Origin of the sequence: Caballeronia pedi (genome assembly GCF_001544915.2) — a bacterium.
In the GTDB taxonomy this organism is placed as follows: domain Bacteria; phylum Pseudomonadota; class Gammaproteobacteria; order Burkholderiales; family Burkholderiaceae; genus Caballeronia; species Caballeronia pedi.
In genome coordinates this window covers 57772-79029 of record NZ_FCOE02000029.1, presented here as the reverse complement: position 1 = coordinate 79029, position 21258 = coordinate 57772, and the positions used below count along the sequence as shown (strand labels likewise).

Here is a 21258-nt window from a genome sequence, read left to right as displayed (position 1 = left end):
CGATGAACCCGTGCCACGACGCGCTGCGTCTGCTCGAACAGGAAGCGCTCGGCATCCGGGCGCGGCTCGACGCGCAACTCCCGTACGCCCTGCAGATGCCGATGGTCCCCGCCGCCAACGTCAGCGACGAGGCGATGTCCGCCATCGAACGGCACATGCAGGCGGCCCGCCAGCAACTGCGCCGCCGCATCGCGCAATTTCTGCGGCAGTTGCGCGCGCTCGCCGCCACGCCCGCGAACGTCGCCCGCGCGCAGCGCCGCTATGCGCTCCTGAAGCTGTATTTCCACGCCGCGCTCACGCATTTCGAGATCTTCGCGGAAGTGCTCACGCAGCGCAGTCAGCACGGCACCGGAATCTGGCTCGCGGGCCTCGATGTCGCCGCGCAGGACGGGCTGCGGCAGCCGGGCGTGCCGGTCGCGCCGCCGCCCGTCATCTGCTATGTGGAGCGCGGGCACGGCGGGGCGATCCGGCGCGCGCGCACGCGCTTGCCGGGCGGCGGCGACAACCCCGTCGCGGTGATCCGCATGCCGCGCGAGCGGATGGTCGGCACGGGCATCGCGGCGTCGCTGTATCACGAGGTGGGCCATCAGGCCTCGGCGCTGCTCGATCTCGCCAACACGTACAAGCGCGCCTCGCCGTCGCGCTTCGCACAGGGGCCGACGATCTGGCGCGCCTGGGATCGCTGGATCGGGGAGATCGTCGCGGACCTGTGGGCGGTGTCGCGCGTGGGCATCGCGGCGAGCGTCGGACTGATGAGCGTGGTGAGCCTGCCGCGCGCGTTCGTCATGCGCATCAATCTCGACGATCCGCATCCCGCGCCGTGGATACGCGTGAAGCTCTCCGTCGCGATGGGCCGTGCGCTGTATCCGCATCCGCAGTGGAGCGCGCTCGAAGCGGTGTGGGAGCGGCTCTATCCGCGCACGCAGATGAGCGCCGCGCAGCGCGCTGCCTTCGATGCCCTGTCGCGGGAGATTCCGCGCTTCGTCGCCGTGCTGCTGTCGCTGCGGCCGCCGGCGTTGCGGGGCCGCACGATCGGCGCGGCGCTCAGCCTGCCGGACCGTCATCCCGACGCGCTGCTCGCGCTCTGGCAACGCGTGAAGGCGCGGCCGCAACAACTGCTCGCGGATACGCCGACGCTCTCGTTCGCCGTCCTCGGGCAGGCGCGCTACAGCGGTCTGCTGCCCGCCCAGACGGAGTTGAAAGTGATCGCCGAGCTTTTGCAGCGCTGGGCGCTGGCGGGCTATCTGCCGTGGCGCGCGGGCAGCACGCAACTGAGCGTCGCGCTCAACCAGCGCAGGCCGCCGTCGATCCCGCCACCCGCGAATCCGTTGCACGCAAACCCATTCGCCCTTTATGCATGAACCCATGATTCTCTGAAGGAGAACAACGATGAGTACCATCCCATTCCCGGGCGTGCTGCAACTGAAGGTGGACCAGGACGATCCCGACAACCCCGGCAAGTTCACCGTGCAGATACCCGTCGAGACGCTCGCCGCGACGGAGCGCAGCGCGAAGGGGCCGCTGCGCCGCGCGAGCCATGCCGCGGCGGGGCCCGCGAGCGTGGTCGCGGGCGGCCCGGCGCTCGTGCGCACCATCACGCTGTTCGCGAATCCGGAGACGACCGGCGAAACCAGCGCGGGCGATCTGCTCGTGCAACTGGCCGATGCGATCAAGGGCATCGTGACGTCGCAAACGTCGCCGACCGACGTCATGCGCATCGCCGGGCATCTGCTGAGCGGCGACAGCGTGAAGCTGACCGGGACGCACACGCCGCCGGGGGCATCGGCAGCGGCATCGGCGGCAGCGGTGCAGGCCGCGAGCGCGCAGACCGTCGCGATGGCCACGCGCAATCCGATGAATCCAGCGCTGGCCGAATCGACGAGTCTCGCGGTCGCGGCCGACCGCGCCATGACCGTGCATGACGAGTCGGGCACGCAGATCGCCCTGCCGGTCGACGACGACACCGGCGATGAAATCGCCGAGCGCTCCGGTGTCGTCGACGACAAATCGCTGTTCGGCGTGGTGACGCCGGTCACGATGCGCCGCTCGACACTCCCGCTCACCGCCGATGTCGCGCTGTGGATTCTCATCAAGCGCAACGCGGACACGCTGTCGTGGGACAACTACACGCGCAATCTCGATCTGCTGTTCTTCCCCGATCCGAAAGCGAAGGGGAAACAGCCGCAGCTCTATCCGGAGGCGTCGCGGCTGAGCCACCGGCGCTTCCTGCCCTTCACCGATACCGACGCGTACCGGGCGCTGAAGGTCGCGACCGAGGCGTTCGTCGTGACGTGGGGCGCGGTGGTGCCCGGCGGGCCGGAGTCCGCCAAGGTCATCACGCTGCTGCAGGGCGACGACAGCGCGCGATTGCTCGCCAACGAGCGCCTCGGGCTGAAGCTTTCCCCGATGGACGTGAAAGACCTCGCGAAGATGTATCTCACGGAAAATCGCGACCTGAACGAATCGCCGTCGGTGCCTTATCTCGAACGCATCGTGAACCAGTTGCAGGGCACCGGCGCGGGCGAGGTCGCGCAGGCGGCGCAAACGGCGATCTACGAGCAGGGCGGCATGGGCTGCAACGAGAAGTGCCTGTGGCTCACGCAGTGGAACAACGACTTCTCCGCCAAGCTGATGCATCCGCCGCTCATCGAGCTGATCTGGAGCTACTGGATGGAAGAGCTTCAGCTCGTGCAGACGATGAACGCGGTTTCGCGACGCTTTCAGAACGTTTCGAGCGGCCCGCGCGATCCGCTCGCGCAACTGGAGCTCGATTCGCTGCGGCCGCTGAACAACCTCATCTGGGGCTGGGTGCAGGACGAGCAGCATCGTCTGCCGATCGAGCGGCGCGCGGCGGAGTACGCGCATCAGTACGGCCTGCAACTGTTCGGCCGCGCGGTGCCGAAGGTACGCACCGCCGACAACCGCAGCCGCTTCCTCGGCGCGTTCCACACGCTTCTGAACCTGTGCGTGCCGTTCTTCCGGCAGGCCGACGACACCACCGTCGTGCCCGACGGCTTCCCGCTCCTGAACGCGCTGCGCGAAGTGCATCTGATCCTGTCGGAGGGCGCGCACAACCAGTTCCTCGATCTGCCGACCACCTCGCGCATCGAGATGATGATGCAGCAGTGGCTGCTCGCGCGGCCCGAGTTCCGCGAGTATCTGCCGCGTCGCGCGATGGTCGCGTATCCGGAACCGTGGATGCATTCCGTGGAGAGCATGCGCAAGCTGCAAGGCTGGGGCGACACCAACACGTTCCAGTTCTGGCAGCTCGCGACGATGGGCGAGCAGATCGTCTCGTCGATCCGCTGGGGCGACTGGAACTCGATCAACGATCCGGCCAACGCCGCGAACTGGGCCACGTTCTTCCGGCCGGAGATCCAGGCGTACATCCACTCGTATCGCGCGGTGACGGGCGTGGACGTGAGTGCGGAACCGGTCGATGTGCAGGTGCCCGGCATCCATCTGATGAGGCGTCTGCGCGAGCGCCGCGGCAGCCTCGCGGCGTAGAGCGAAGCGAGGCGCGCGATGATCGACTTCGCCTCCGCGCTGTATCTCGGCATGCGGCATCCGGCGGGCGCGCTCGGCGGCTGGGAGACGCTCACCACCGGCCTGCCCGCCGCGCTGGCGGCCGCGCCGCTCGCGCGCCGGGTCGCGGCCGATGCAGCCGCGCTGCAGGGCACGGAAGCGGGCATGGTCGGCGCATCGACGCTGCATCTGGCGATCGACGCGTTCGACCGGCTCGGCCGCACCCACGCGCTGATCGCCGACGACGCGCTGTACCCCGTCATGCGCTGGGCGCTCGAACGCATGATGGGCCGCGGCGTGCCGGTCGGGTGGTTCAGGCACGGCGACGCCGCCGATCTCGCACGCAGGCTCGCGCGGCGCGCGTCGGCGCGGCCGCCCGCCGTCGTCACCGATGCGACCGTCGGCGACGGTGCACCCGCGCCCATCGCGCGATACGTCGACGCGGTTCGGCGCGAAGGCGGCCTCGTGCTCGTCGATCACAGTCAGGTGCTCGGGCTGACCGGCGAGCGCGCTGCGCCGCGCAGCCCGTGGGGGCAGGGCGGCGGCGGCGCGTTGCGGCACGCCGCGTTGCCCTCGCCGGCGCGGCAGCCGGTGCTGCTGCTCGCGTCGTGGGCGAAGGCCTTCGGCGCACCGCTCGCGACGCTGTGCGGCCCGGCCGCGCTGATCAGCGACATCGCTCGCGACGGACCCGCGCAATCGCATTGCAGTCCAGCGAGCGCGGTGGCGCTGCTGGCCGCGCTCGATGCGCTCGCGATCAACCGGCGCGCCGGCGCGCGTCTGCGTCTGCGGCTGTTACACCGGCTGCATCGTCTGCATGACGGGCTCCGCGCGCTCGCGCGTGGCGTCCTGCCCGACCTGCATCTGTCGGGGCGATGGCATCCGCTGCAACGGCTTTGTTTCGCGAGCGACGAGCGAGCGCTTGCGCTGCATGCGGGGCTGAACGCGCACGGCCTGCGCACCGCGCTCCTGCGACAGCGCGGCGGCGGTTATGCGCTGATCGTCATCGCGCGCACGGATCATCGCATCGCCGACATCGACGCGCTGCTCGATGCGATCGCGTCGCTCGCGCCCAGCCTTCCCGATGCGCGACGTATCGCGCCACGCATCAACGCATTCAAGGAGATCGAGCATGTTCAAGACCGCTGACGGACACACCCTGGAGCTCGCGCCGTGGCGCATGCGGCGGTTCATGCGGCTCGTCGCAGAGGCGCGGCGCGCGCCGCCGGGCACGACCTCGCGCACGATCACGCAGGACATGCAGATTCTGCTGCGGCGCGCGCGGCGCGTGGACGCGGACCCGTATCGCCGTGTCGCGCGCTTCGAAAGTTCGGGGGCGTGCTGCCGCGCGTGTTTTCTTGCACGACAGAAGCGCGACGCGATGGAGATCGTCGCGCTCGCGGTCGCGCCGGGCGCGCATCTCTACGAGAATGAACTCGAAGCGCTCGAGCAGGAACTCGAGAACTTCGAACTCGAACTCGAAGTCGAGCGCGCGGCGAATCTCGATCTGAACTGGAAGCACTACAAGACCCTGCGCGGCGCGGCGGCCAACGCGCGTGGAATCGGCGTGTATATCCTGATGCGCGGCAGCCGGCCGATCTATGTCGGCAAATCGGCGGAGCTTGGCAAGCGGCTCGGCAAGCATCGCCTCTATGCGCGCCAGCATGAATCCGACCTGAACGTATGGATCGCCAATACGCCGCTCGCCTCGGACGCGGCGGCCGTCGAGCATGTGCTGGTGCGGGCGCTGCGAACGCGCGTGACGAACAGCAAGCTCAAGGTGGCGCTGATGGTCGGCAAGGGCGGCCTCAGGATCGGCAACCTGCTGCCGCCGGGGATTGCATCGGCGAAAGCGCCGGGCAAGACCGTCGACCTGGCGCAGGGCAGCACATTCGAGCTTGCGCCATGATCATCGACTTCCATGTGCACGCCGGTCAGGGCGACGGCATGACCGGACCGTGGGACACCACCGCGCCGCTCGCCGCCTACGCGCGCCGCGCGACGCGCGCGGGTATCGCGCGTTCGGTGTTGCTGCCGGTGTTCCAGTCCGACTATGCCCGCGGCAACCGCGATGTCGCGGCCATCGTGCGCGCGGACCCGCAGCGCTGGATCGGCTTCGCGATGGTGCATGCCGAGCGCGACCGCGAGCGAATTCATCGCATGATCGAGGAAGCCGTGCTGATGCTGGGCCTGCGCGGCATCAAGGTGCATCGGCACGATGCGCGGATTCATCGGCAGGTCTGCGATGCCGCGCAACGCTGGAATCTGCCCGTGCTTTACGATCCCGGCGGCGAGACGGGCGGGCTCGAACTGCTCGCGCAGACGCATCCGAATGTCGCGTTCGTGTTCGCGCATCTCGGCAGTTTTGCCGATGACTGGGCGGCGCAACGGCGTGTGATCGATCTGATCGTTCGGTATCCGAACCTGTTTGCCGATACGTCGGGGGTGCGCCGTTTCGATCTGCTCGAGGAAGCGTTTCATCGTGCGGGGCCGCGTAAGCTGCTGTTCGGCACGGATGGGCCGTGGTTGCATCCGGGGCTCGAACTCGCGAAGATTCGTGCGCTCGATCCGTCGCGAGAGGCGTTCGATGCCATGGCTGGCGGTAATGCAATGCGGCTGCTCGCGCGCGCGAGGATCATGGCCGCGCCGCGTGCCGCCGCTTATTGACGCGCTTATCAACCGGCATCCGAAGGCCGCACCTGCCGCCGCAGTTGCAGCGCCCGCGGCGTGACGCGCAGCAATTCCGCCGCACGGCTCGTGGATCCGGCGCGACGCTCCGCCAGCTCGACGGCGAGCGTCTCCGCGATCTGCCCGATGTTCTTCAACCCGAGTCCGGCATCGAGCGCGCCTTCCACCGCGAGCGCGAACGTCTGCTCCCATCCAGACGATGCGCCAGGCGCGAAGGCATCCCCAAGACAGCCCGTGCTCAACACGCGAAAGCCACGCTGCCGGTCCGCGAGCCGCAGCACCACATTGCGCAGCTCGCGCACGTTGCCCTGATAATCGGCCGCGACGAGCCGCTGCATCACTTCGGGCATGACCTGCGGCGCGGCATCGCCGTGTTCGGCCAGAAAATGCGCGACCAGGAGCGGGATGTCATCGCGCCGCTCGGCGAGACTCGGCGCGCGCACGGTCCATCGCGCGATGCGGAAGTACAGGTCGTTGCGAAACCGCCCCGCGAGCACTTCGCCTTCGAGATCGCGATTGGTCGCGCAGGTGAGCCGGAAGTCCGACTTGCGCCACACATCCTCGCCGATGCGCTTGTACGTGCGCTCCTGAATCACGCGCAAGAGACGCGCTTGCAGACGCGGCTCCAGCTCGCCGATCTCATCGAGAAAGAGCGTGCCGCCGTCGGCCATCGCAACGGCGCCGTCGCGTGCCGACACCGCGTGCGTGAACGCGCCCTTCGCGTGGCCGAACAGCTCGCTGCCCGACAGTTCGGGACTCAACGTCGTGCAATCGACGACCACGAATGGGCCGCGCCTACGCACCGGATCGAGATCGTGCACGAGGCGCGCGAGCAGTTCCTTGCCGCAGCCGCTTTCGCCGAGCAGCAGGCACGCGCCGTCGCCGAAGCGGCCGATTTCCGCGACCGCGCGCAACGTATTGCGCCAGATCGCCGATGCACCGACCGCGCGCTCGCGCAGCCATTCCGCGTCGAGGATCGACTCCATTTCAGCAAGACGATCGACACGTCGCGCGATTTCATCGAGCAGTATGTCTTCGTCGTCGGCGAGGACCATGTCGCATAGCGACGCGGGCCACCAGGCTTCGGGCTGGCAATCGGCGCGCGTAGCCGGCGTGCATCCGACGATGAAGCCCGCCGGCAACGGATGACGCCGCAGCCAGCGCGCGGCGGCATCGGCGACGCGCTCGCCCTGCGCGATCACGACGACCACGAACGGGCCGTCGCCGCTCGCGCTCGCTTCGACCTCGTCGGAAACGCCGCGCTCGCGCAACGCCGCATGCAGCGCGCGAGGATCGTCGTGATGCAGAACGATGCGCATCTCGGCCGGACCGGCAAGCCGCGCCGCGTCAGCCGAGCCTGAGCCGCGTCATCGCATGAGCCAAAACCGTGTCGTCGTGCCGCGCGATGCGCGTATCGGTGGATGCCGGCGTGTTTCGCATGAGAACCTCGCATTCGGTCGTCATGCACGCATGCATGCGCCGGGATTCGGGCAGCAAGACAGGGAGCGCCGGCGTGCGAACGCGGCGCGCAAGTCTTCACTCGAATTGATCGATGCCCGAAGGAGGGTTCCCGCTTTGAATGTGCCGTCGCGTTGCGAAGCCGACGAGTCGTTTATCGGAGCCGGTCGAGCGTGTTTCGTGTATGCGTATCCTAGGAAACGTTGCGAAGACTTGTGGTACGAAAGCGCTTCGCGTGAGGGTTAGCGCACAATCGCTCGCTGGCTTGTCGATGGATGCGTATCGAAATGCTTTCGTTATCCGTATCAATGACGGAGGGATGCGGATGCTTGGCGGATATCCGCTTGACGCGGGTGTGATGCGCGCTTTTCTGTACTTGCTTCGTGCAGTCGCTTATTCCTCTCAAGTTTTTCTTCGCGGATGCCGTTATCCCAGCGGCAGCCGAATTCGAACGTACCGGAATGCGTTGCTACAATGGCCCGCCATTTGGCCGGCCCGTGAAGCAGTCGCGACCCGGACTGCCTTTTTATCTTGCCGCGAGCGCAAGCTTTCAAAACACCAGAACAAGCATGAAATACGTCATTGCCCTTTCCGCACTCACTCTTTCCCTGGCCGCATGTGGTGGTGGCGGTGGCGGAGGCGGATCGGATAACGCGGCGCCAGCCGCACCCGAGCCGAACGCCGCTCAGGGACTTTACGCAGGGAACGACGCGAACAACAACGCGGTAGGCGGGGTCGTGCTCGATTCGGGTGCGTTCTATTTCGTGTATGCGAATACGGAAACCAACGCGCTGGGCCTGGTGCAAGGCACGGGTTCGGCGGCGCACGGGACTTTCCAGGCCGACAACGCGCGCACCTTCGACATCAGCGGAAAGGGTGCGAGCGATACGCCCGTTATCGCAGGCTACAACGCTAAAAACAGCATGCAGGGCGCGATCTATATGAGCGCGGCGAAGCAGAGCAGCATCAAGTTCAATGTGCTCTACGACGCCGCCTATGAGCGCGCGATCTCGCTGTCGGCGATTGCCGGCACCTACTCGGGCTCGGCGGGATCGACGAAGGGTGGCGAGACCACGAGCTTCACGATCGGTCAGGATGGCGCGATCAAGGGCGCAGGTTTGAGCGGCTGCACGTTCAGCGGCACGGCCAGCCCGCACGGCACCACCGATGTACTCGACGCCACGATCACCTTCGGCGCGAGTCCGTGCGCATATCCGGGCGCGACGCTGACGGGCGTCGTGTTCTTCAGCAACAATGAGATCGTCGCGGCGATGACCTTGCCGGACCGGTCGGACGCTTTCGTCGTCGGCGCTGTCAAATGAAGTCGTGACGGCGATGGGCGGCTACGTGGCGTTCATGCGTGGCTGCCCATGTGCCGGTGCAGAAAATCGGCCGCGAGATCGAGCGCATGCCGCGCCGCTTCCAGTTGTTCGACGTTCTGCTGAAACACGTGATGCATGCGCGCGAATCGCGACGGCGGCGTTCACCGACAAACATCCGCCGAGCGCCTTCGCTCGCAACTCCGGGATCGCCTGTCTCTGGTGTGGGAAGTGCCGTCGGCCGTTTTTATCGACGGATGATCGCGATGCTCACACCGGATCGAACACCACCGCGCCGCGATCTTCGAAGTAAGTGGCGCGACGCAGGAAGCGAAATACCTGTCCGGCGATCTCGATCCGGTTCCGGCCGAGCCGCGTGCAGCGCAGAATTTCCTTCGCCACCGGCGCGGCGATGGTGCCGCGAAACGTGAGCGCGCTCTGTTTGCCGGATACCTTGCCGATGTAGATCGCGCACGACGCATTGCACTCCTGCATCATGACGATGCTCTCCCCGACCTGTAACGGCAGTTGCAGGTATTCAGCGAAGTCCACCAGTGAGTCGTGCGCTTTCATGGAACGCTTCCGAAAGGGCTTTGGATCAGACCTGCCGTCAGTTATCCAAACTGTTTGTTCTGAACGCCGTTCGTCGCTGCGCTGAGCAGCCGGCGTTGCGACCGGGAATCGAAACAATCGGGGCCGATCCGCGCGCTTCGCTCAGGGCATCGATCAAGACATCGGTTCGACGAGGCGGCGTCAGGGCATGGTACGCGCTTTGGCGTGTTCATGCAGCGAATCTTGCGCGCGTCCCGTCCCCGCGCGGGAATACCCGCGAGCCACATTAACCGTTTCCTCAACCCGAACGCCGATTTTTTCAATTTACCTGCGGTATGGCGCTGGCAGAATTTCATTGCGTTACAAATACACAGAAAGACGTACACGACAGATGCGCGATAGACGCACGTCGTGATCTCATGGCAAGGAGACAGACACGATCATGAAATACAAGGCTGTAGCGTGTGCCTGCATTGCATCGATGTGCGTTTCGACATCGTGGGCGCAGGATGACGAGGAGGGCACGCCGCCCCCGAAACCCCTCGGTGCGAGTTCGGTGACGCTGTACGGTCTTATCGATCAGGGCCTGGAGTTCGTCAACAACGTGGCGACGGGCAAGAACACGACCGCGAACGGGTGGCGCACCGGCGACGGCACGGCGACGTCGTACTTCGGCTTTCGCGGCAGCGAAGACCTGGGCGGCGGCGTCAAGGCCATCTTCGACCTGCAGGGCGGATTCAGCCCGACCACCGGCGCATCGAGACAGGGCGGACGCCTGTTCGGACGGCAATCCTATGTGGGTATCGATGGAAAGTACGGGCGGCTGACCTTCGGCCGGCAATACACGATGCGCTTCTTCGGCATCTCGTTCATCAATCCGTTCGGCACGGGCGCGCAGGGTCTCACGACACTGGACAACGGCATTGCGAACGCGCGTGCCGATAACTCCGTGAGCTATCGCTACTTTCTCGGCGATTTCGAAGCCGGCGTGAACTATAGCTTCGGTCGCGATGCCGTCGATGGCAACAGCTCCGTCGCCACGAATTGCCCGGGGCAGACCTCGCCGTCCAACCAATGCCGTGAGTATTCGGCGCTGCTCAAGTACGAAGGGCATAGCTGGGGCCTCGCCACATCCTACGAACGCAATTACGGCGGCACCTCGAAGACGTGGGGCGGTCTCACATCGCCTGATCTGACGGACAGTCGTTTCACGCTGGGCGGCTACTTCATGATCTATCAGGCCAAGTTCGGCGTAGGCTGGATCAGGCGCGTGAACGAAGGCATCGCCACGCCGCGCAGCAATCTGTTCTGGGTGACGGGCACCATTCCCGTGACGCCGTTCTTCCACGTCGATGGCATGCTCGCGCAGATCAAATACGAGGATTCGCCGAACAAGGCGCTGATCGAGGTATTGCGCGGCGAGTATCTGTTATCGAAGCGCACGTTGCTGTATCTGACCGGCGAGCACATTCAGAACTCGGGCAATCTGGCCTTCGCGGCGACCACGCTTTCGCCCGTGCCCACGCCGCCCGCCGGCGGGGCGCAGATCTCCATCATCGCGGGCATCAGACATACGTTCTGAGTCTTGCGCGGTCGCGGCGGGAAGTTCAGGCAATCAGCTTCGCCGCGGCCTGTGCCGCCGACATATCGGCGACTTCGGAGAACGGCTGCTTGCGCTTGAGAATCCCCAATCCGATGTACATGTCCTGCTGATAGTCGATGTCCGCGCGGCTCAGAGACAGATCGCGCGAATAAGGCCGCTGCATCTGGTTGAAGTCCCAGATCGCACTGGCCGATGCCGCGTCGAACTTCTTTTGCGCGTGCTTGCGCGCTTCGAAGAACGCCTCGCGCGATGCCGGTGACATCAGAAAATCGTAGAGCGCGCCATAAGCGGCCATCACGGCGACCAGTCCTTCGTGCTTTGCGCCGATCGCTGAATCGGACGCGTAGGCGGTCTGGAAAATGCAACGCGGCAGCGCCTGCCACATGTTTCCCTCGCCGATGACCACGAGGCCGTCTTTGTCATTCAGATGCGAGATGCTGGAACAGCAGGCGTCGGCCTCGCCCTTGACGACGGCTTCATGGCACTGGTCATTGCTGCCTTTGTCGACGAAATCGACTTGAGATGCATCGATACCTTTCTCTTTCAGCAGTTGCAGCATCAGCGTATGCAGCAGGCCGCCGTCCGGACCCACCGCGACGGTCTTGCCCTTCAGATCGGCGAGCGTCGTCGCGCCGTCTGGTTTTGCAAAGACCGTCAGCGCACACTTTTTCATCCCGGCGCCAACGATCTTCACGCCAGCGCCCTGCGCGATGCGCGGCAACACCATGTTGTAGCCCGAAACCATGCAGACATCCGCGCTATCGGCCGACACTGCATCGAAGGGACCCGTCACACCCGGCACTTCGACGATGCGCGCATCGATACCGAACTTCCTGAAGTACCCGAGTTCGTCCATGAGCACGTTCAGCGTCGCGTTCTCCAGCCCCGGATTGCTGACGATCCGAAGCTGGCTCGCGGCCGCGCGCGCGAGGAAGGGCGCGGCGAGTCCACCCGTCGCGATGCTCAACCCGAGAAGGCCCGCGCCGCGCAAAAAAAGCCGGCGGTCGATTGTTCGTGTCATCGTCTGTCTCCGTGTGCCGGTCCCGCCGGCTATCTGTCCCGGATTGTGGCGACACGACGCGCACCGGTCGATTGAGTAAAATGGCCGTAAGCTTAACGAGTTGGTAAAACCCTGAAGAGGCGCGCGACGTGTCGGAACTCGACTGGTACTTGCAGATCAACCTGAAGGCGCGGCATCTGCGCCTGCTCGTGACGATCGACACGTATCGCAATCTGAGTCAGGTCGCCGAAGTCACGCACGTCACGGTGCCGGCCGTGTCGAAGTCGCTGGCCGAACTCGAACGCGGGCTCGGACTCACCTTGTTCTCGCGCACCGCGCAGGGTCTGATTCCCACGCCCTATGGCGACTGTCTGATCCGCCATGCGCGCTCGATGCTGACGATCCTCCATCAGGCCCGCGACGAGCTGAAGGCGCTGAGTTCCGGAGCGGAGGGGAAGGTTCATATCGGCATGTTGCCGGCTTCTGCTTCGGTGCTGCTGACGCAGGCGCTGAGCCTGCTCAAGCAGCGCTCGCCCGGCACCAACGTGACGGTCATAGAAGGCACCACCGGGTCGCTTCTGCCCGAACTCTGGCAAGGACATCTCGATCTCGTCGTAGGCCGCCTGCCGCCACCGGATACGCTCGGCAGCTTCGAGGAGAAAGAGCTTCTCGAGGAGCCCGTGACGCTCGTGACGGGCCGTCAGCATCCGCTGGCCCGAAGGAAAACCCTGACATGGGCGGACCTTCATCCGTATCCATGGATTCTTCCGCCGGTCGGTTCGATCCTGCGCGATCCGCTGGAACGCGCGCTCGAAGCGCACGAAGTGCCGCTGACGAACAACTACATCGAAACGCTCTCGGTTCACGTCGTGCGCGCGCATCTGCAGGTATCGGACTGCATCGCCGTGATGGCCGATACCGCCGCCAACGACGCCACGCAGCCGCAACCGCTCCACACCCTTCCGCTGAGCCTGCCGCGCCTGCTGCGGCCGGCAGGCGTGCTCTGGAATCGCGTGCGCGGCCTGACGCCCAGTGCCCGGCTGATGGTTTCCTGTCTGGAAGAGACCGCCGGGCGTCTCGCCGAGAAAGGCCAAGGCAAGCGCTGATCGCGCGCCGCTGAAGCTGCCGCCTTGCGGACTCCCTTCTGCAAGGCTTAACCATTTGCTCAAGTCGCGGGCGCTTTTTCTCAATTGACCCATTCTGTCGTGCTGGCCAGAATTTGATTGCGTTCACTCGAATATGAACGGCAGCGCGATCCACCATAGGGACGGTTCTGTTTCCATGGGCCCAGAGCACGGATCGCGAATCAAAACACGGAGACAGGGACGACCATGAACTACCGGACCGCAATCTGCGCTTGTGCGGCGCTGTTCAGTTTTGCCGCGACGGCGCTTGCCGGGCCCGCGTCCAATCAATCAGTCGAACAGTTTTATAAGGGCAAGGCGTTGACGCTCGTCGTCAGCGCGGACGCAGGCACGCCCACCGACATCATCGCGCGGCAGTTCTCGCGCTTCTTCGTCAAATACGTTCCGGGTCATCCGAAAGCCATCGTGATGAACGTGGTCGGCGCGGGCGGCATGGTCGCGGCGGCCTCGCTCCAGTCCAGACAGCCGAGCGATGGCACCGTCATCGGCTTTCTTCAACGCAACAACCTCTATATCCCGTTGCTCGATCAGCGCCAGAACCGCTTCGATCCGCGCAACGTCAGATGGCTCGGCAGTCTCAACAAGGTCGAATACTGCATCGTGTCTATGACGCGTTCCGGCGTGACCACGGCCGACGATCTCACCCGCAAGAAAATGTATATCGGCGCGACGGGTTTCGCGAACGAAGACAGAACGCTGCCCGCGCTGCTCGACGAATACCTCGGCGCGAAGATGAGCATCGTGCCCGGCTACACGGGACGCGGCGAAGTCTATCTGGCGATGCAGCGCGGCGAAGTCGACGGCTGGGCCTCCACCATCGACGGGCTTCAGCAAGGCGAGCCGGTACGCATGCTCGCCGACGGCAAGATGAAAGTGCTGCTGCATCTCGGCTGGAAAAGCCCGGCCGCCTACGCCGACGTGCCGAACCTGAGCGCCTACATCACCAAACCCGAAGTCAAGGCGCTGTTCAATCTGTTCCTGCTGCCGTTTCAGGCGGGCCGCCCGATCGCGGTGCCGAAGGACGTGCCGCAGGACCGTCTCGATGCGCTACGCGACGCGTTTGCAAAGACCATCGCGGACCCGGATTTCATCGATGCGATGAAGCAGTCGGGCTATCCGGTCGATCCCATCGACGGCAACGCAGTGGAGCAGATCGTCACCCGGCTGTATGCGACGCCCGAGCCACAGCTCGAAGACGCGCGAAAGCTCATCTTCAGTTCGCACTGAAGGACGGAACACCATCAAGAGGTCACATCACATGACGCCCGAAATCATCGACATCCATCCCCACATCATCTCGACGGACACGGATCGCTATCCGATCGCGCCGCAGCACGGACATCGCTCGAAGTGGTCCGCCACGCGTCCCGTGACGTTCGAGCAGATGATCGCGGAGATGGACGCAGCCGGCGTGGCGAAGGCCGCCATCGTGCATTCGTCGACAACGTATGGCGCCAACAACGCGTACGTGGCCGACAGCGTCGCGCAGGACCCGAAGCGCTTCACCGGCGTCTATTCCTTCGACCTGCTGGCGCCCGACGCGCTGAAGACGTTCGACTACTGGCTGGCGCACGGCATGGGCGGCATCCGTCTTTTCACCGGCGGCGCGACGCATCAGAGCGATGGAAGCTGGCTCGTCAATCCGGCGACCTTCCCGATCTGGGAACGCTGCGCGGAGATCGGCATGACGATGGCGGTGCAGACGACGCCCGATGGTCTGTCGATGGTCGCGGAACTGGCCGAACGCTTTCCCACGGTCAGGATCGCGCTCGATCATTGCGGCCGTCCCGACATCGAGGATGGCCCGCCGTATGCACGCTGCGCGGCGCTGTTCGCATTGTCGAAGTACGACAACGTGTACATGAAGATCACGCCGCGCACCTTCGATCTCGCGCAGGCGGCTCCCGGCGGCGCGCAGCCGTTCTTTGCGCATCTGGCGAAGGTGTTCGGCGCCGATCATCTGGCGTTCGGTTCGAACTATCCGGCATCCGCAGGCCCGCTGAAAAAGCTGATCGAGCAGGGACAGGCCTGCTTCGCGAGTCTGAGCGATGACGAGCGCGCGTGGGTCTGGGGCCGCACGGCAAAGGTCCTGTATCCGATGCTCGCCGACTGACTCCGGCTCCTACTACAGTGCAAGCCGACCGAGCTTGCCATTCAATCAGGATGACGCATGGAATTCTTCAACGATGCAACGCTGCTGGCGGCAGGCCATGCGTTGTCGACGCTCCTTCAGTTCCACCGCCTGATCTTCCTCGTATTCGGCGTCGTGGTCGGACTGGCGATCGGCTTGCTGCCCGGCATTGGCGGGCTCACGGGCTTCGCGCTCCTGGTGCCGTTCACATACACGATGGACCCGTACGCCGCCTTCGCGATGCTGCTCGGCATGGCGTCGGTCATCACGACCTCGGACGTGATTCCCGCCGTGCTCTTCGGCGTGCCCGGCCACGCCGCATCGCAGGCGACGGTGCTCGACGGCCTGCCGATGACCAAACGCGGCGAGGCGTCGCGCGCGTTGAGCGCTTGCTACATGTCATCGTTGATGGGCGGCCTGATCGGCGCGGTGATCCTCGCCGTGTCGCTGCCGCTCGTGCGGCCTTTCGTGCTTTCCATCGGCACGCCGGAAATGCTGGGGCTGACGATCTTCGGCGTCTCGATGGTCTCGGCGCTCTCGGGCAACGCGCCGCTGCGCGGTGTCGTCGCGGCGTGCTTCGGCATTCTGGTCGGCATGGTCGGAACCAATGTCGCCACGGGGCAAATGCGCTGGACCGGAGACATCCTCTATCTGCAGGACGGGATTCCGCTCGTGCCGATCATCCTCGGCATCTTTGCGCTGCCGGAGTTGTGTGAGCTGGCGATTCGCCGGACCGCCATCGCCCAGAACATGCAGTTCACATCGCGCCAGGGAATGCGGCAGGGCGTCGCCGACAGCCTGAAAAACTGGTTTCTCGTGCTGCGTTGCGGCGGTCTGGGCGCGGTGCTCGGTGCGGTGCCGGGCATCACGGGTGCGGTGACGGACTGGATCGCCTACGGTCACGCGCTGCAGACCGCGAAGGGCGCGAAGCAGACCTTCACCACCGGCGACGTGCGCGGCGTGATCGCGCCCGAAGCGGCGAACAACGCGCGGGAGGGCGGCAGCCTGGTGCCGATGCTGTCCTTCGGCGTGCCGGGCGGCGCGGCGCAGGCCATCCTGCTCGGCGCGATGATGGTGCACGGGTTCATTCCCGGTCCCGACATGCTGACCAAGCATCTCGACTTCACCTATTCGATGGTGTGGTCCATCGCGCTCGCCAACATCTTCGGTGCCGGCCTTTGCTTTCTGCTCAGCGGGCAGTTCGCCAAGGTTTCCACGCTGCGCTACACGCTGATTCTTCCGGTCATCATGCCGGTCATCTATGTCGGCGCCTTTCAGGGTTCGCGCAGCTGGGGCGATCTCTTCGTGCTGCTGATCGCCGGGGTCATCGGCTGGACGATGAAGCGTCTGCGGTGGGCGCGTCCGCCGCTGATTCTCGGTCTCGTGCTCGGCGTGCTGATGGAGCGCTATATGTCGATCTCCTTCGTGCGCTACGGCACCGACTGGCTGACGCGGCCCGTCGTGATGGTCCTGCTGATCCTCGCCGCGCTCGTGTTCTTCAAGCCGCTGTTCAGTGCGTTGCGCACGGGTGGCTTCGCGCATCTGCGCCCGAGCGGGAAGATCGTGCTCAAGCGCGAGGATCTCGTCTATGTGTTTTTCATCTGCATCGGACTCTACATGCTGGTGACGGCGCAAGGCTGGCTGCTCATGGCCCGGATCGGACCGACGGCGGTGGCGAGCATTCTGGTCATGGCGGCGAGCGTCAGCCTCGCATACAAGATCTTCGTGATTCCGGCGCAGGCAAGCGCGGCGCACGCGGGTGGCGGCATTCACATGGACGTCGCGGCGGACCACGGCGAAAAGCTGTCGAATACGGTCGTTCTGCGGCGGGCAGCAAGGTTCTTCGGCTGGTTTCTCGCGTTTCTCGCGTGCATGTCGGTGATCGGGATGATCCCGACCGTGCCGCTGATGATCGTCGCCTATATGCGGATCGAGGGACGCGAGCCGTGGCGTCTGAGCGTGATTCTCGCAGTGTGCGTGACCGCGTTCCTCTATCTCGTCTTCGACCAGATCATTCACATTCCCTGGCCGGACAGTTTTCTGGGGCAATGGATTCCTGCCCTTGGCGGCGCCTGAGAACCCTTTTGACTGGAAGGAAACAGCATGACCAACGACCGACTCGAACGAATCGACGCAGAGCGCGCGAGCGATGCACAGAAGCAGGTCATCGCGCGACTGGGCGAAGGGCGCGGGCGCATCCCCACGCCGTTCAACATCTGGCTGCATAACCCGCGTCTGGCCGAAGGCATGGAGATCATCGGCACGCACGTCGATCGTTCGCCGGTGCTGAGCGAGGCGGAAAGCGAAGTCGCGATTCTCGCGACGGCCGTGTTCTGGAACGCGCCGTATGTCATCGCGAACCATCGGCGGCACGCGCTGAAGTCCGGCGTGCCGGAGCCGGTGGTGACGGCCATTCTGGAAAAGCGGCGGCCCGACACGGACGACGATCGCTTCGGCCTGATCTGCGCGGCCGTCTGCGACCTGCTCGCCGGCGGCGCGATCGACGATGCCCGTTTCGCACGATACGAGACCGCGCTCGGCCGCGACGTGATCGCCGAACTGCTCGTCACGGTGGGCTATTTCACTTCGATTTCGCTCGGCATGACCTTGCACGCGCTTCGGCCCAAGGACTGAGGCGAACGAACGCGGACAGATCGATAAGGCGTGGGAGGGACATCACGTGTCAGGGCTGGACTGGTATCTGCAAATCAACCTGAAGGCGCGGCATCTGCGCCTGCTCGTGACGATCGATACATATCGCAATCTGACTCAGGTGGCCGATGTCACTCACGTCACCTTGCCGGCGGTATCGAAGTCACTTGCCGAACTCGAACGCGGCATCGGACTCACGCTCTTTTCGCGCACGGCGCAGGGCCTCGTGCCCACGCCCTACGGCGATTGCCTGATCCGCCACGCGCGCGAGATGCTGACGATCCTGCATCAGGCGCGCGACGAACTGAAAGCGCTCAGTTCGGGAACGGAAGGCAAGGTTCACATCGGCATGTTGCCGGCGTCGGCCTCCGCGTTGCTGCCGCAGGCGCTGAGTCTGCTCAAGCATCGCTCACCCGGCACCAACGTGATGGTGATCGAAGGGACGAAGGCGTCGTTGCTTCCGGAACTATGGCAAGGCCGTCTCGATCTGGTCGTGGGCCGTCTGCCGCCGCCGGATACGCTCGGCAGCTTCGAGGAAAAGGAACTGCTCGAAGAACCGGTGACGCTGATGACGGGCCGTCATCATCCGCTCGCGCGCAGAAAGAGCCTGACGTGGGCGGACCTGCATCCGTATCCGTGGATTCTGCCGCCGCCGGGTTCGATCCTGCGCGATCCGCTCGAACGCGCGCTCGAAGCGCATAACGTGCCGCTCACCACCAATTACATCGAGACGCTCTCGGTTCACGTCGCGCGCGCGCATTTGCAGATCTCTGATTTCATCGCGGTCATGGCCGGCACGCCCGCCAACGACACCACTCAGCCGCTTTGCACGCTTCCGTTGAGCCTGCCCAGGCTGTTGCGTCCCGCCGGCGTGCTGTGGAATCGCAATCGCAGTCTGACGCCCAGCGCGCAGCTCATGATCGAGTGTCTCGAAGAGGCTGCCCGGCAGCTACGGCCGGACCACGACGCGACGGCGCAAGGGACGTCGAAGTCGTCGAAGGCGCATCGCATTAACCGATCCGTAATGCCTTTACCGAATGGTTAACAGAGGCGCGGCTTAATTCAATAGACGGGTGACGGGCGCGGGAAGATCATGACGTCAACGAGATGACCCGTGCAGACAGGCTACTTTCCCAAGGAGACTAAGTTGGCAAACAAGATTCACCTCAAGCTCGCGATTGCCGAGCATCCGCATACCTCGGCCATTCGCGATGGCTCGATTCCCATCGAAGGCGTCGATGCCGAGTTCGTCACGGTCCAGCCGCAGATCGGCGCGTTTCGCCGCATGGTGCGCGATGTCGAGTTCGACGTCTGCGAACTCGCGCCGACGACTTACATCATCGCCCGCGCATACGGCGCGCCGTTCGTCGCGCTGCCCATCTTCGTGGTGCGCCGCTTTCACCACTCCGGGTTGCTGGTGCGTCCGGACGCGGGCATCAAGACGCCCAAGGACCTCGAAGGCAAGAAGGTCGGCGTGCGCGCTTACTCGGTGACCACCGGCGCATGGACGCGCCAGGTGCTGATCGACGAGTTCGGTCTCGATCCGTCGAAGGTGACGTGGGTCGTCGACGACGAGGAGCACGTCACGCAGCTCAAGCTGCCGCCGAACGTGATTCACGCACCCGAGGGCAGCTCGCTCGCGGACATGATGGCCAAGGGCGAACTCGTGGCGGGTTTCCACGGCAACGCCGGCATTGGCCGCACGGGCGCGCCCACCGGCGGCTGGCAGGAAGTGGAAGCCGATTACCCCGACCTGTTCCCGAACGCGGAGGAACTGGAAGCCGAGTACTACGCCCGCACCGGCGTGTATCCGATGCACGGCACGATCGTCGTGAAGGACTCGGTGCTGGCCGAGCATCCGTGGGTCGCCAGGTCGATCTACGACGCCTTCGACAAAGCGAAGCAAGACTGGCTCGCCAAACTCGACGCGGGCGAACTAAACGACAAGAAGAACCAGAAGTATCTGGAACTGCGCAAGATCGTCGGTCACGATCCGCTGCCCTATGGCATCGAGGAAAACCGAAAGACGATCGAAGCGCTCGAAGCCACCGCGTTCAAACAGGGCCTGACGCCGCGCCGCATGTCGATGAGCGAGCTGTTCGTCGATCCCCGCGTCTAAATTCATACGGAAAGACAGCAACATGATCATCGATTGCCACGGTCACTTCACGACCGTCCCTGCATCGTTTCGCGACTGGCGCGCGAAACAGATCGACTCGGCCAACGATCCGGCCAACGCGCCGCCGCTCTCGGGCGCGCATGTCAGCGATGACGACATCCGCGAAGGCGTGGGCAACGGCCAGTTGCGCCTGCAGCAGGAACGCGGCGGCGACCTCACGCTGTTCTCGCCGATCGCCGGTCTCATGAGCCATCACCTCGGCAACGAGCGCACGAGCCTCGAATGGGCCGAGGTGTCGAACAACCTCGTGCGCCGCGTCTGCGATCTGTACCAGGACAACTTCGTGCCGGTGTGCCAGTTGCCGCAGTCGCCGCTGGCGCCGCCGAAGAACTCGGTGGCCGAGCTGCGCCGCTGTGTCGAAGAGATGGGGTTTGTCGGCTGCAACCTGAATCCAGATCCGAGCGGCGGCTACTGGACCGGCAAGCCGATCACCGACCGCGAGTGGTATCCGCTCTACGAGGCGCTGTGCGATCTCGACGTGCCGGCCATGATCCACGTCGCGGCATCGTGCAACCCGTGTCATCACGGCACCGGCGCGCATTACCTGAACGCCGATACCTCGGTGTTCATGCAGTTGCTGCAGGGCGATCTGTTCAAGGACTTCCCGACGCTGCGTCTGGTCATTCCGCACGGCGGCGGCGCGGTGCCGTATCACTGGGGTCGTTATCGCGGCATGTCGCTGGAGATGGCCAAACGTCCTCTCGAAGGACTGTTGAACAACGTCTTCTTCGATACCTGCGTCTATCACCATCCGGGCGTGGAACTGCTGACCAAGGTCGTGCCGACGAGCAACGTGCTGTTCGGCTCGGAGATGATCGGCGCAGTGCGCGGACGCGATCCGGACACGGGCCAGTACTTCGACGACACCAAGCGCTACCTCGACGCATGCACGGCGCTGAGCGATGCGGATCGCCACGCGATCTTCGAAGGCAATGCGCGGCGCGTGTATCCGCGGCTGGACCAGCATCTCAAGGCCAAAGGACTGTGATTCGACGAGAGTTGAACGGAC

At 64.9% G+C, this 21258-nt stretch carries 18 protein-coding genes; 15 read left to right on the top strand and 3 right to left on the bottom strand.

Translation table 11 applies throughout. The annotated features are described in order from the left end of the window. The first annotated feature begins 2 nt into the window (after nt 1-2). The 5 genes from AWB80_RS30880 to AWB80_RS30860 are packed head-to-tail and all read left to right on the top strand — an operon-like array spanning nt 3 to nt 6189. Nucleotides 3-1361 carry a hypothetical protein gene (locus AWB80_RS30880; protein ID WP_061178490.1) on the top strand — a complete coding sequence of 453 codons (1359 nt, stop codon included), beginning with the start codon at nt 3-5 and terminating at the stop codon, nt 1359-1361. 28 nt (nt 1362-1389) lie between these two features. Continuing rightward, nucleotides 1390-3507, top strand: coding sequence for an 8-amino-7-oxononanoate synthase (locus AWB80_RS30875; protein WP_244206822.1), 2118 nt, complete (start codon nt 1390-1392; stop codon nt 3505-3507). An 18-nt stretch (nt 3508-3525) separates the two neighbouring features. Next, the gene (locus AWB80_RS30870) at nt 3526-4671 is read left to right on the top strand and encodes an aminotransferase class I/II-fold pyridoxal phosphate-dependent enzyme (protein WP_061178489.1); all 1146 of its coding nucleotides are present in this window, start codon (nt 3526-3528) and stop codon (nt 4669-4671) included. Next, nucleotides 4655-5431 carry a GIY-YIG nuclease family protein gene (locus AWB80_RS30865; protein WP_061178488.1) on the top strand — a complete coding sequence of 259 codons (777 nt, stop codon included), beginning with the start codon at nt 4655-4657 and terminating at the stop codon, nt 5429-5431. The genes AWB80_RS30870 and AWB80_RS30865 overlap by 17 nt, the downstream gene beginning before the upstream one ends. Further along, the gene (locus AWB80_RS30860; RefSeq protein ID WP_061178487.1) at nt 5428-6189 is read left to right on the top strand and encodes an amidohydrolase family protein; all 762 of its coding nucleotides are present in this window, start codon (nt 5428-5430) and stop codon (nt 6187-6189) included. The genes AWB80_RS30865 and AWB80_RS30860 overlap by 4 nt, the downstream gene beginning before the upstream one ends. An 8-nt stretch (nt 6190-6197) precedes the next feature. On the opposite strand, the gene AWB80_RS30855 is transcribed toward AWB80_RS30860, so the two are convergent. Continuing rightward, nucleotides 6198-7529: a sigma 54-interacting transcriptional regulator gene (locus tag AWB80_RS30855; RefSeq protein ID WP_061178486.1), complete on the bottom strand. Its 1332-nt coding sequence runs from the start codon at nt 7527-7529 to the stop codon at nt 6198-6200. A gap of 708 nt (nt 7530-8237) precedes the next feature. Here AWB80_RS30855 and AWB80_RS30850 point away from each other — a divergent pair. After that, the gene (locus tag AWB80_RS30850; RefSeq protein ID WP_061178485.1) at nt 8238-8990 is read left to right on the top strand and encodes a hypothetical protein; all 753 of its coding nucleotides are present in this window, start codon (nt 8238-8240) and stop codon (nt 8988-8990) included. Nucleotides 8991-9257: 267 nt separating this feature from the next. On the opposite strand, the gene AWB80_RS30845 is transcribed toward AWB80_RS30850, so the two are convergent. Further along, a complete protein-coding gene (locus AWB80_RS30845; RefSeq protein WP_061178484.1) occupies nt 9258-9560 on the bottom strand; it encodes a hypothetical protein in 303 nt (100 codons plus the stop codon). A 421-nt stretch (nt 9561-9981) separates the two neighbouring features. Here AWB80_RS30845 and AWB80_RS30840 point away from each other — a divergent pair, with 421 nt between their 5' ends. Further along, on the top strand, nt 9982-11121 hold the full coding sequence (locus AWB80_RS30840) for a porin (RefSeq protein WP_061178483.1): 1140 nt from the start codon (nt 9982-9984) through the stop codon (nt 11119-11121). 25 nt (nt 11122-11146) lie between these two features. On the opposite strand, the gene AWB80_RS30835 is transcribed toward AWB80_RS30840, so the two are convergent. Beyond that, nucleotides 11147-12163 carry an ABC transporter substrate-binding protein gene (locus tag AWB80_RS30835; RefSeq protein WP_061178482.1) on the bottom strand — a complete coding sequence of 339 codons (1017 nt, stop codon included), beginning with the start codon at nt 12161-12163 and terminating at the stop codon, nt 11147-11149. A 128-nt stretch (nt 12164-12291) separates the two neighbouring features. Between AWB80_RS30835 and AWB80_RS30830 the strand changes: the two genes are divergently transcribed. The 8 genes from AWB80_RS30830 (at nt 12292) to AWB80_RS30795 (ending at nt 21237) form a co-directional block, all read left to right on the top strand. Beyond that, entirely contained in the window at nt 12292-13248 is a 957-nt protein-coding gene (locus AWB80_RS30830; RefSeq protein ID WP_061178481.1) for a LysR substrate-binding domain-containing protein, read from the top strand. Between the two features lie 225 nt (nt 13249-13473). Then, nucleotides 13474-14514 (top strand): Bug family tripartite tricarboxylate transporter substrate binding protein, encoded by a 1041-nt coding sequence (locus tag AWB80_RS30825; protein WP_061178480.1) that lies wholly within the window; start codon nt 13474-13476, stop codon nt 14512-14514. Between the two features lie 31 nt (nt 14515-14545). Continuing rightward, nucleotides 14546-15400 carry an amidohydrolase family protein gene (locus AWB80_RS30820; protein ID WP_061178479.1) on the top strand — a complete coding sequence of 285 codons (855 nt, stop codon included), beginning with the start codon at nt 14546-14548 and terminating at the stop codon, nt 15398-15400. A gap of 57 nt (nt 15401-15457) precedes the next feature. Then, nucleotides 15458-17494 (top strand): tripartite tricarboxylate transporter permease, encoded by a 2037-nt coding sequence (locus AWB80_RS30815; protein ID WP_061178478.1) that lies wholly within the window; start codon nt 15458-15460, stop codon nt 17492-17494. Nucleotides 17495-17521: 27 nt separating this feature from the next. After that, complete coding sequence (locus tag AWB80_RS30810; RefSeq protein WP_061178477.1) at nt 17522-18052, top strand: carboxymuconolactone decarboxylase family protein; 531 nt, start codon at nt 17522-17524, stop codon at nt 18050-18052. A gap of 46 nt (nt 18053-18098) precedes the next feature. Beyond that, nucleotides 18099-19115 carry a LysR substrate-binding domain-containing protein gene (locus tag AWB80_RS30805; protein WP_061178476.1) on the top strand — a complete coding sequence of 339 codons (1017 nt, stop codon included), beginning with the start codon at nt 18099-18101 and terminating at the stop codon, nt 19113-19115. Between the two features lie 102 nt (nt 19116-19217). Beyond that, a complete protein-coding gene (locus tag AWB80_RS30800; protein ID WP_061178475.1) occupies nt 19218-20189 on the top strand; it encodes an ABC transporter substrate-binding protein in 972 nt (323 codons plus the stop codon). Between the two features lie 22 nt (nt 20190-20211). Beyond that, nucleotides 20212-21237: an amidohydrolase family protein gene (locus AWB80_RS30795; RefSeq protein ID WP_061178474.1), complete on the top strand. Its 1026-nt coding sequence runs from the start codon at nt 20212-20214 to the stop codon at nt 21235-21237. Nucleotides 21238-21258 lie beyond the last annotated feature (21 nt).

Excerpts from the sequence above, each read along its gene's own strand:
- AWB80_RS30860 (WP_061178487.1), top strand. The coding sequence starts at position 5,428 with ATGATCATCGACTTCCATGTGCACGCCGGTCAGGGCGACGGCATGACC.
- AWB80_RS30825 (WP_061178480.1), top strand. The coding sequence starts at position 13,474 with ATGAACTACCGGACCGCAATCTGCGCTTGTGCGGCGCTGTTCAGTTTT.
- AWB80_RS30855 (WP_061178486.1), bottom strand. The coding sequence starts at position 7,529 with ATGCGCATCGTTCTGCATCACGACGATCCTCGCGCGCTGCATGCGGCG.
- AWB80_RS30875 (WP_244206822.1), top strand. The coding sequence starts at position 1,390 with ATGAGTACCATCCCATTCCCGGGCGTGCTGCAACTGAAGGTGGACCAG.
- AWB80_RS30795 (WP_061178474.1), top strand. The coding sequence starts at position 20,212 with ATGATCATCGATTGCCACGGTCACTTCACGACCGTCCCTGCATCGTTT.
- AWB80_RS30865 (WP_061178488.1), top strand. The coding sequence starts at position 4,655 with ATGTTCAAGACCGCTGACGGACACACCCTGGAGCTCGCGCCGTGGCGC.
- AWB80_RS30845 (WP_061178484.1), bottom strand. The coding sequence starts at position 9,560 with ATGAAAGCGCACGACTCACTGGTGGACTTCGCTGAATACCTGCAACTG.
- AWB80_RS30870 (WP_061178489.1), top strand. The coding sequence starts at position 3,526 with ATGATCGACTTCGCCTCCGCGCTGTATCTCGGCATGCGGCATCCGGCG.
- AWB80_RS30850 (WP_061178485.1), top strand. The coding sequence starts at position 8,238 with ATGAAATACGTCATTGCCCTTTCCGCACTCACTCTTTCCCTGGCCGCA.
- AWB80_RS30810 (WP_061178477.1), top strand. The coding sequence starts at position 17,522 with ATGACCAACGACCGACTCGAACGAATCGACGCAGAGCGCGCGAGCGAT.
- AWB80_RS30835 (WP_061178482.1), bottom strand. The coding sequence starts at position 12,163 with ATGACACGAACAATCGACCGCCGGCTTTTTTTGCGCGGCGCGGGCCTT.
- AWB80_RS30815 (WP_061178478.1), top strand. The coding sequence starts at position 15,458 with ATGGAATTCTTCAACGATGCAACGCTGCTGGCGGCAGGCCATGCGTTG.
- AWB80_RS30840 (WP_061178483.1), top strand. The coding sequence starts at position 9,982 with ATGAAATACAAGGCTGTAGCGTGTGCCTGCATTGCATCGATGTGCGTT.
- AWB80_RS30880 (WP_061178490.1), top strand. The coding sequence starts at position 3 with ATGAACCCGTGCCACGACGCGCTGCGTCTGCTCGAACAGGAAGCGCTC.
- AWB80_RS30820 (WP_061178479.1), top strand. The coding sequence starts at position 14,546 with ATGACGCCCGAAATCATCGACATCCATCCCCACATCATCTCGACGGAC.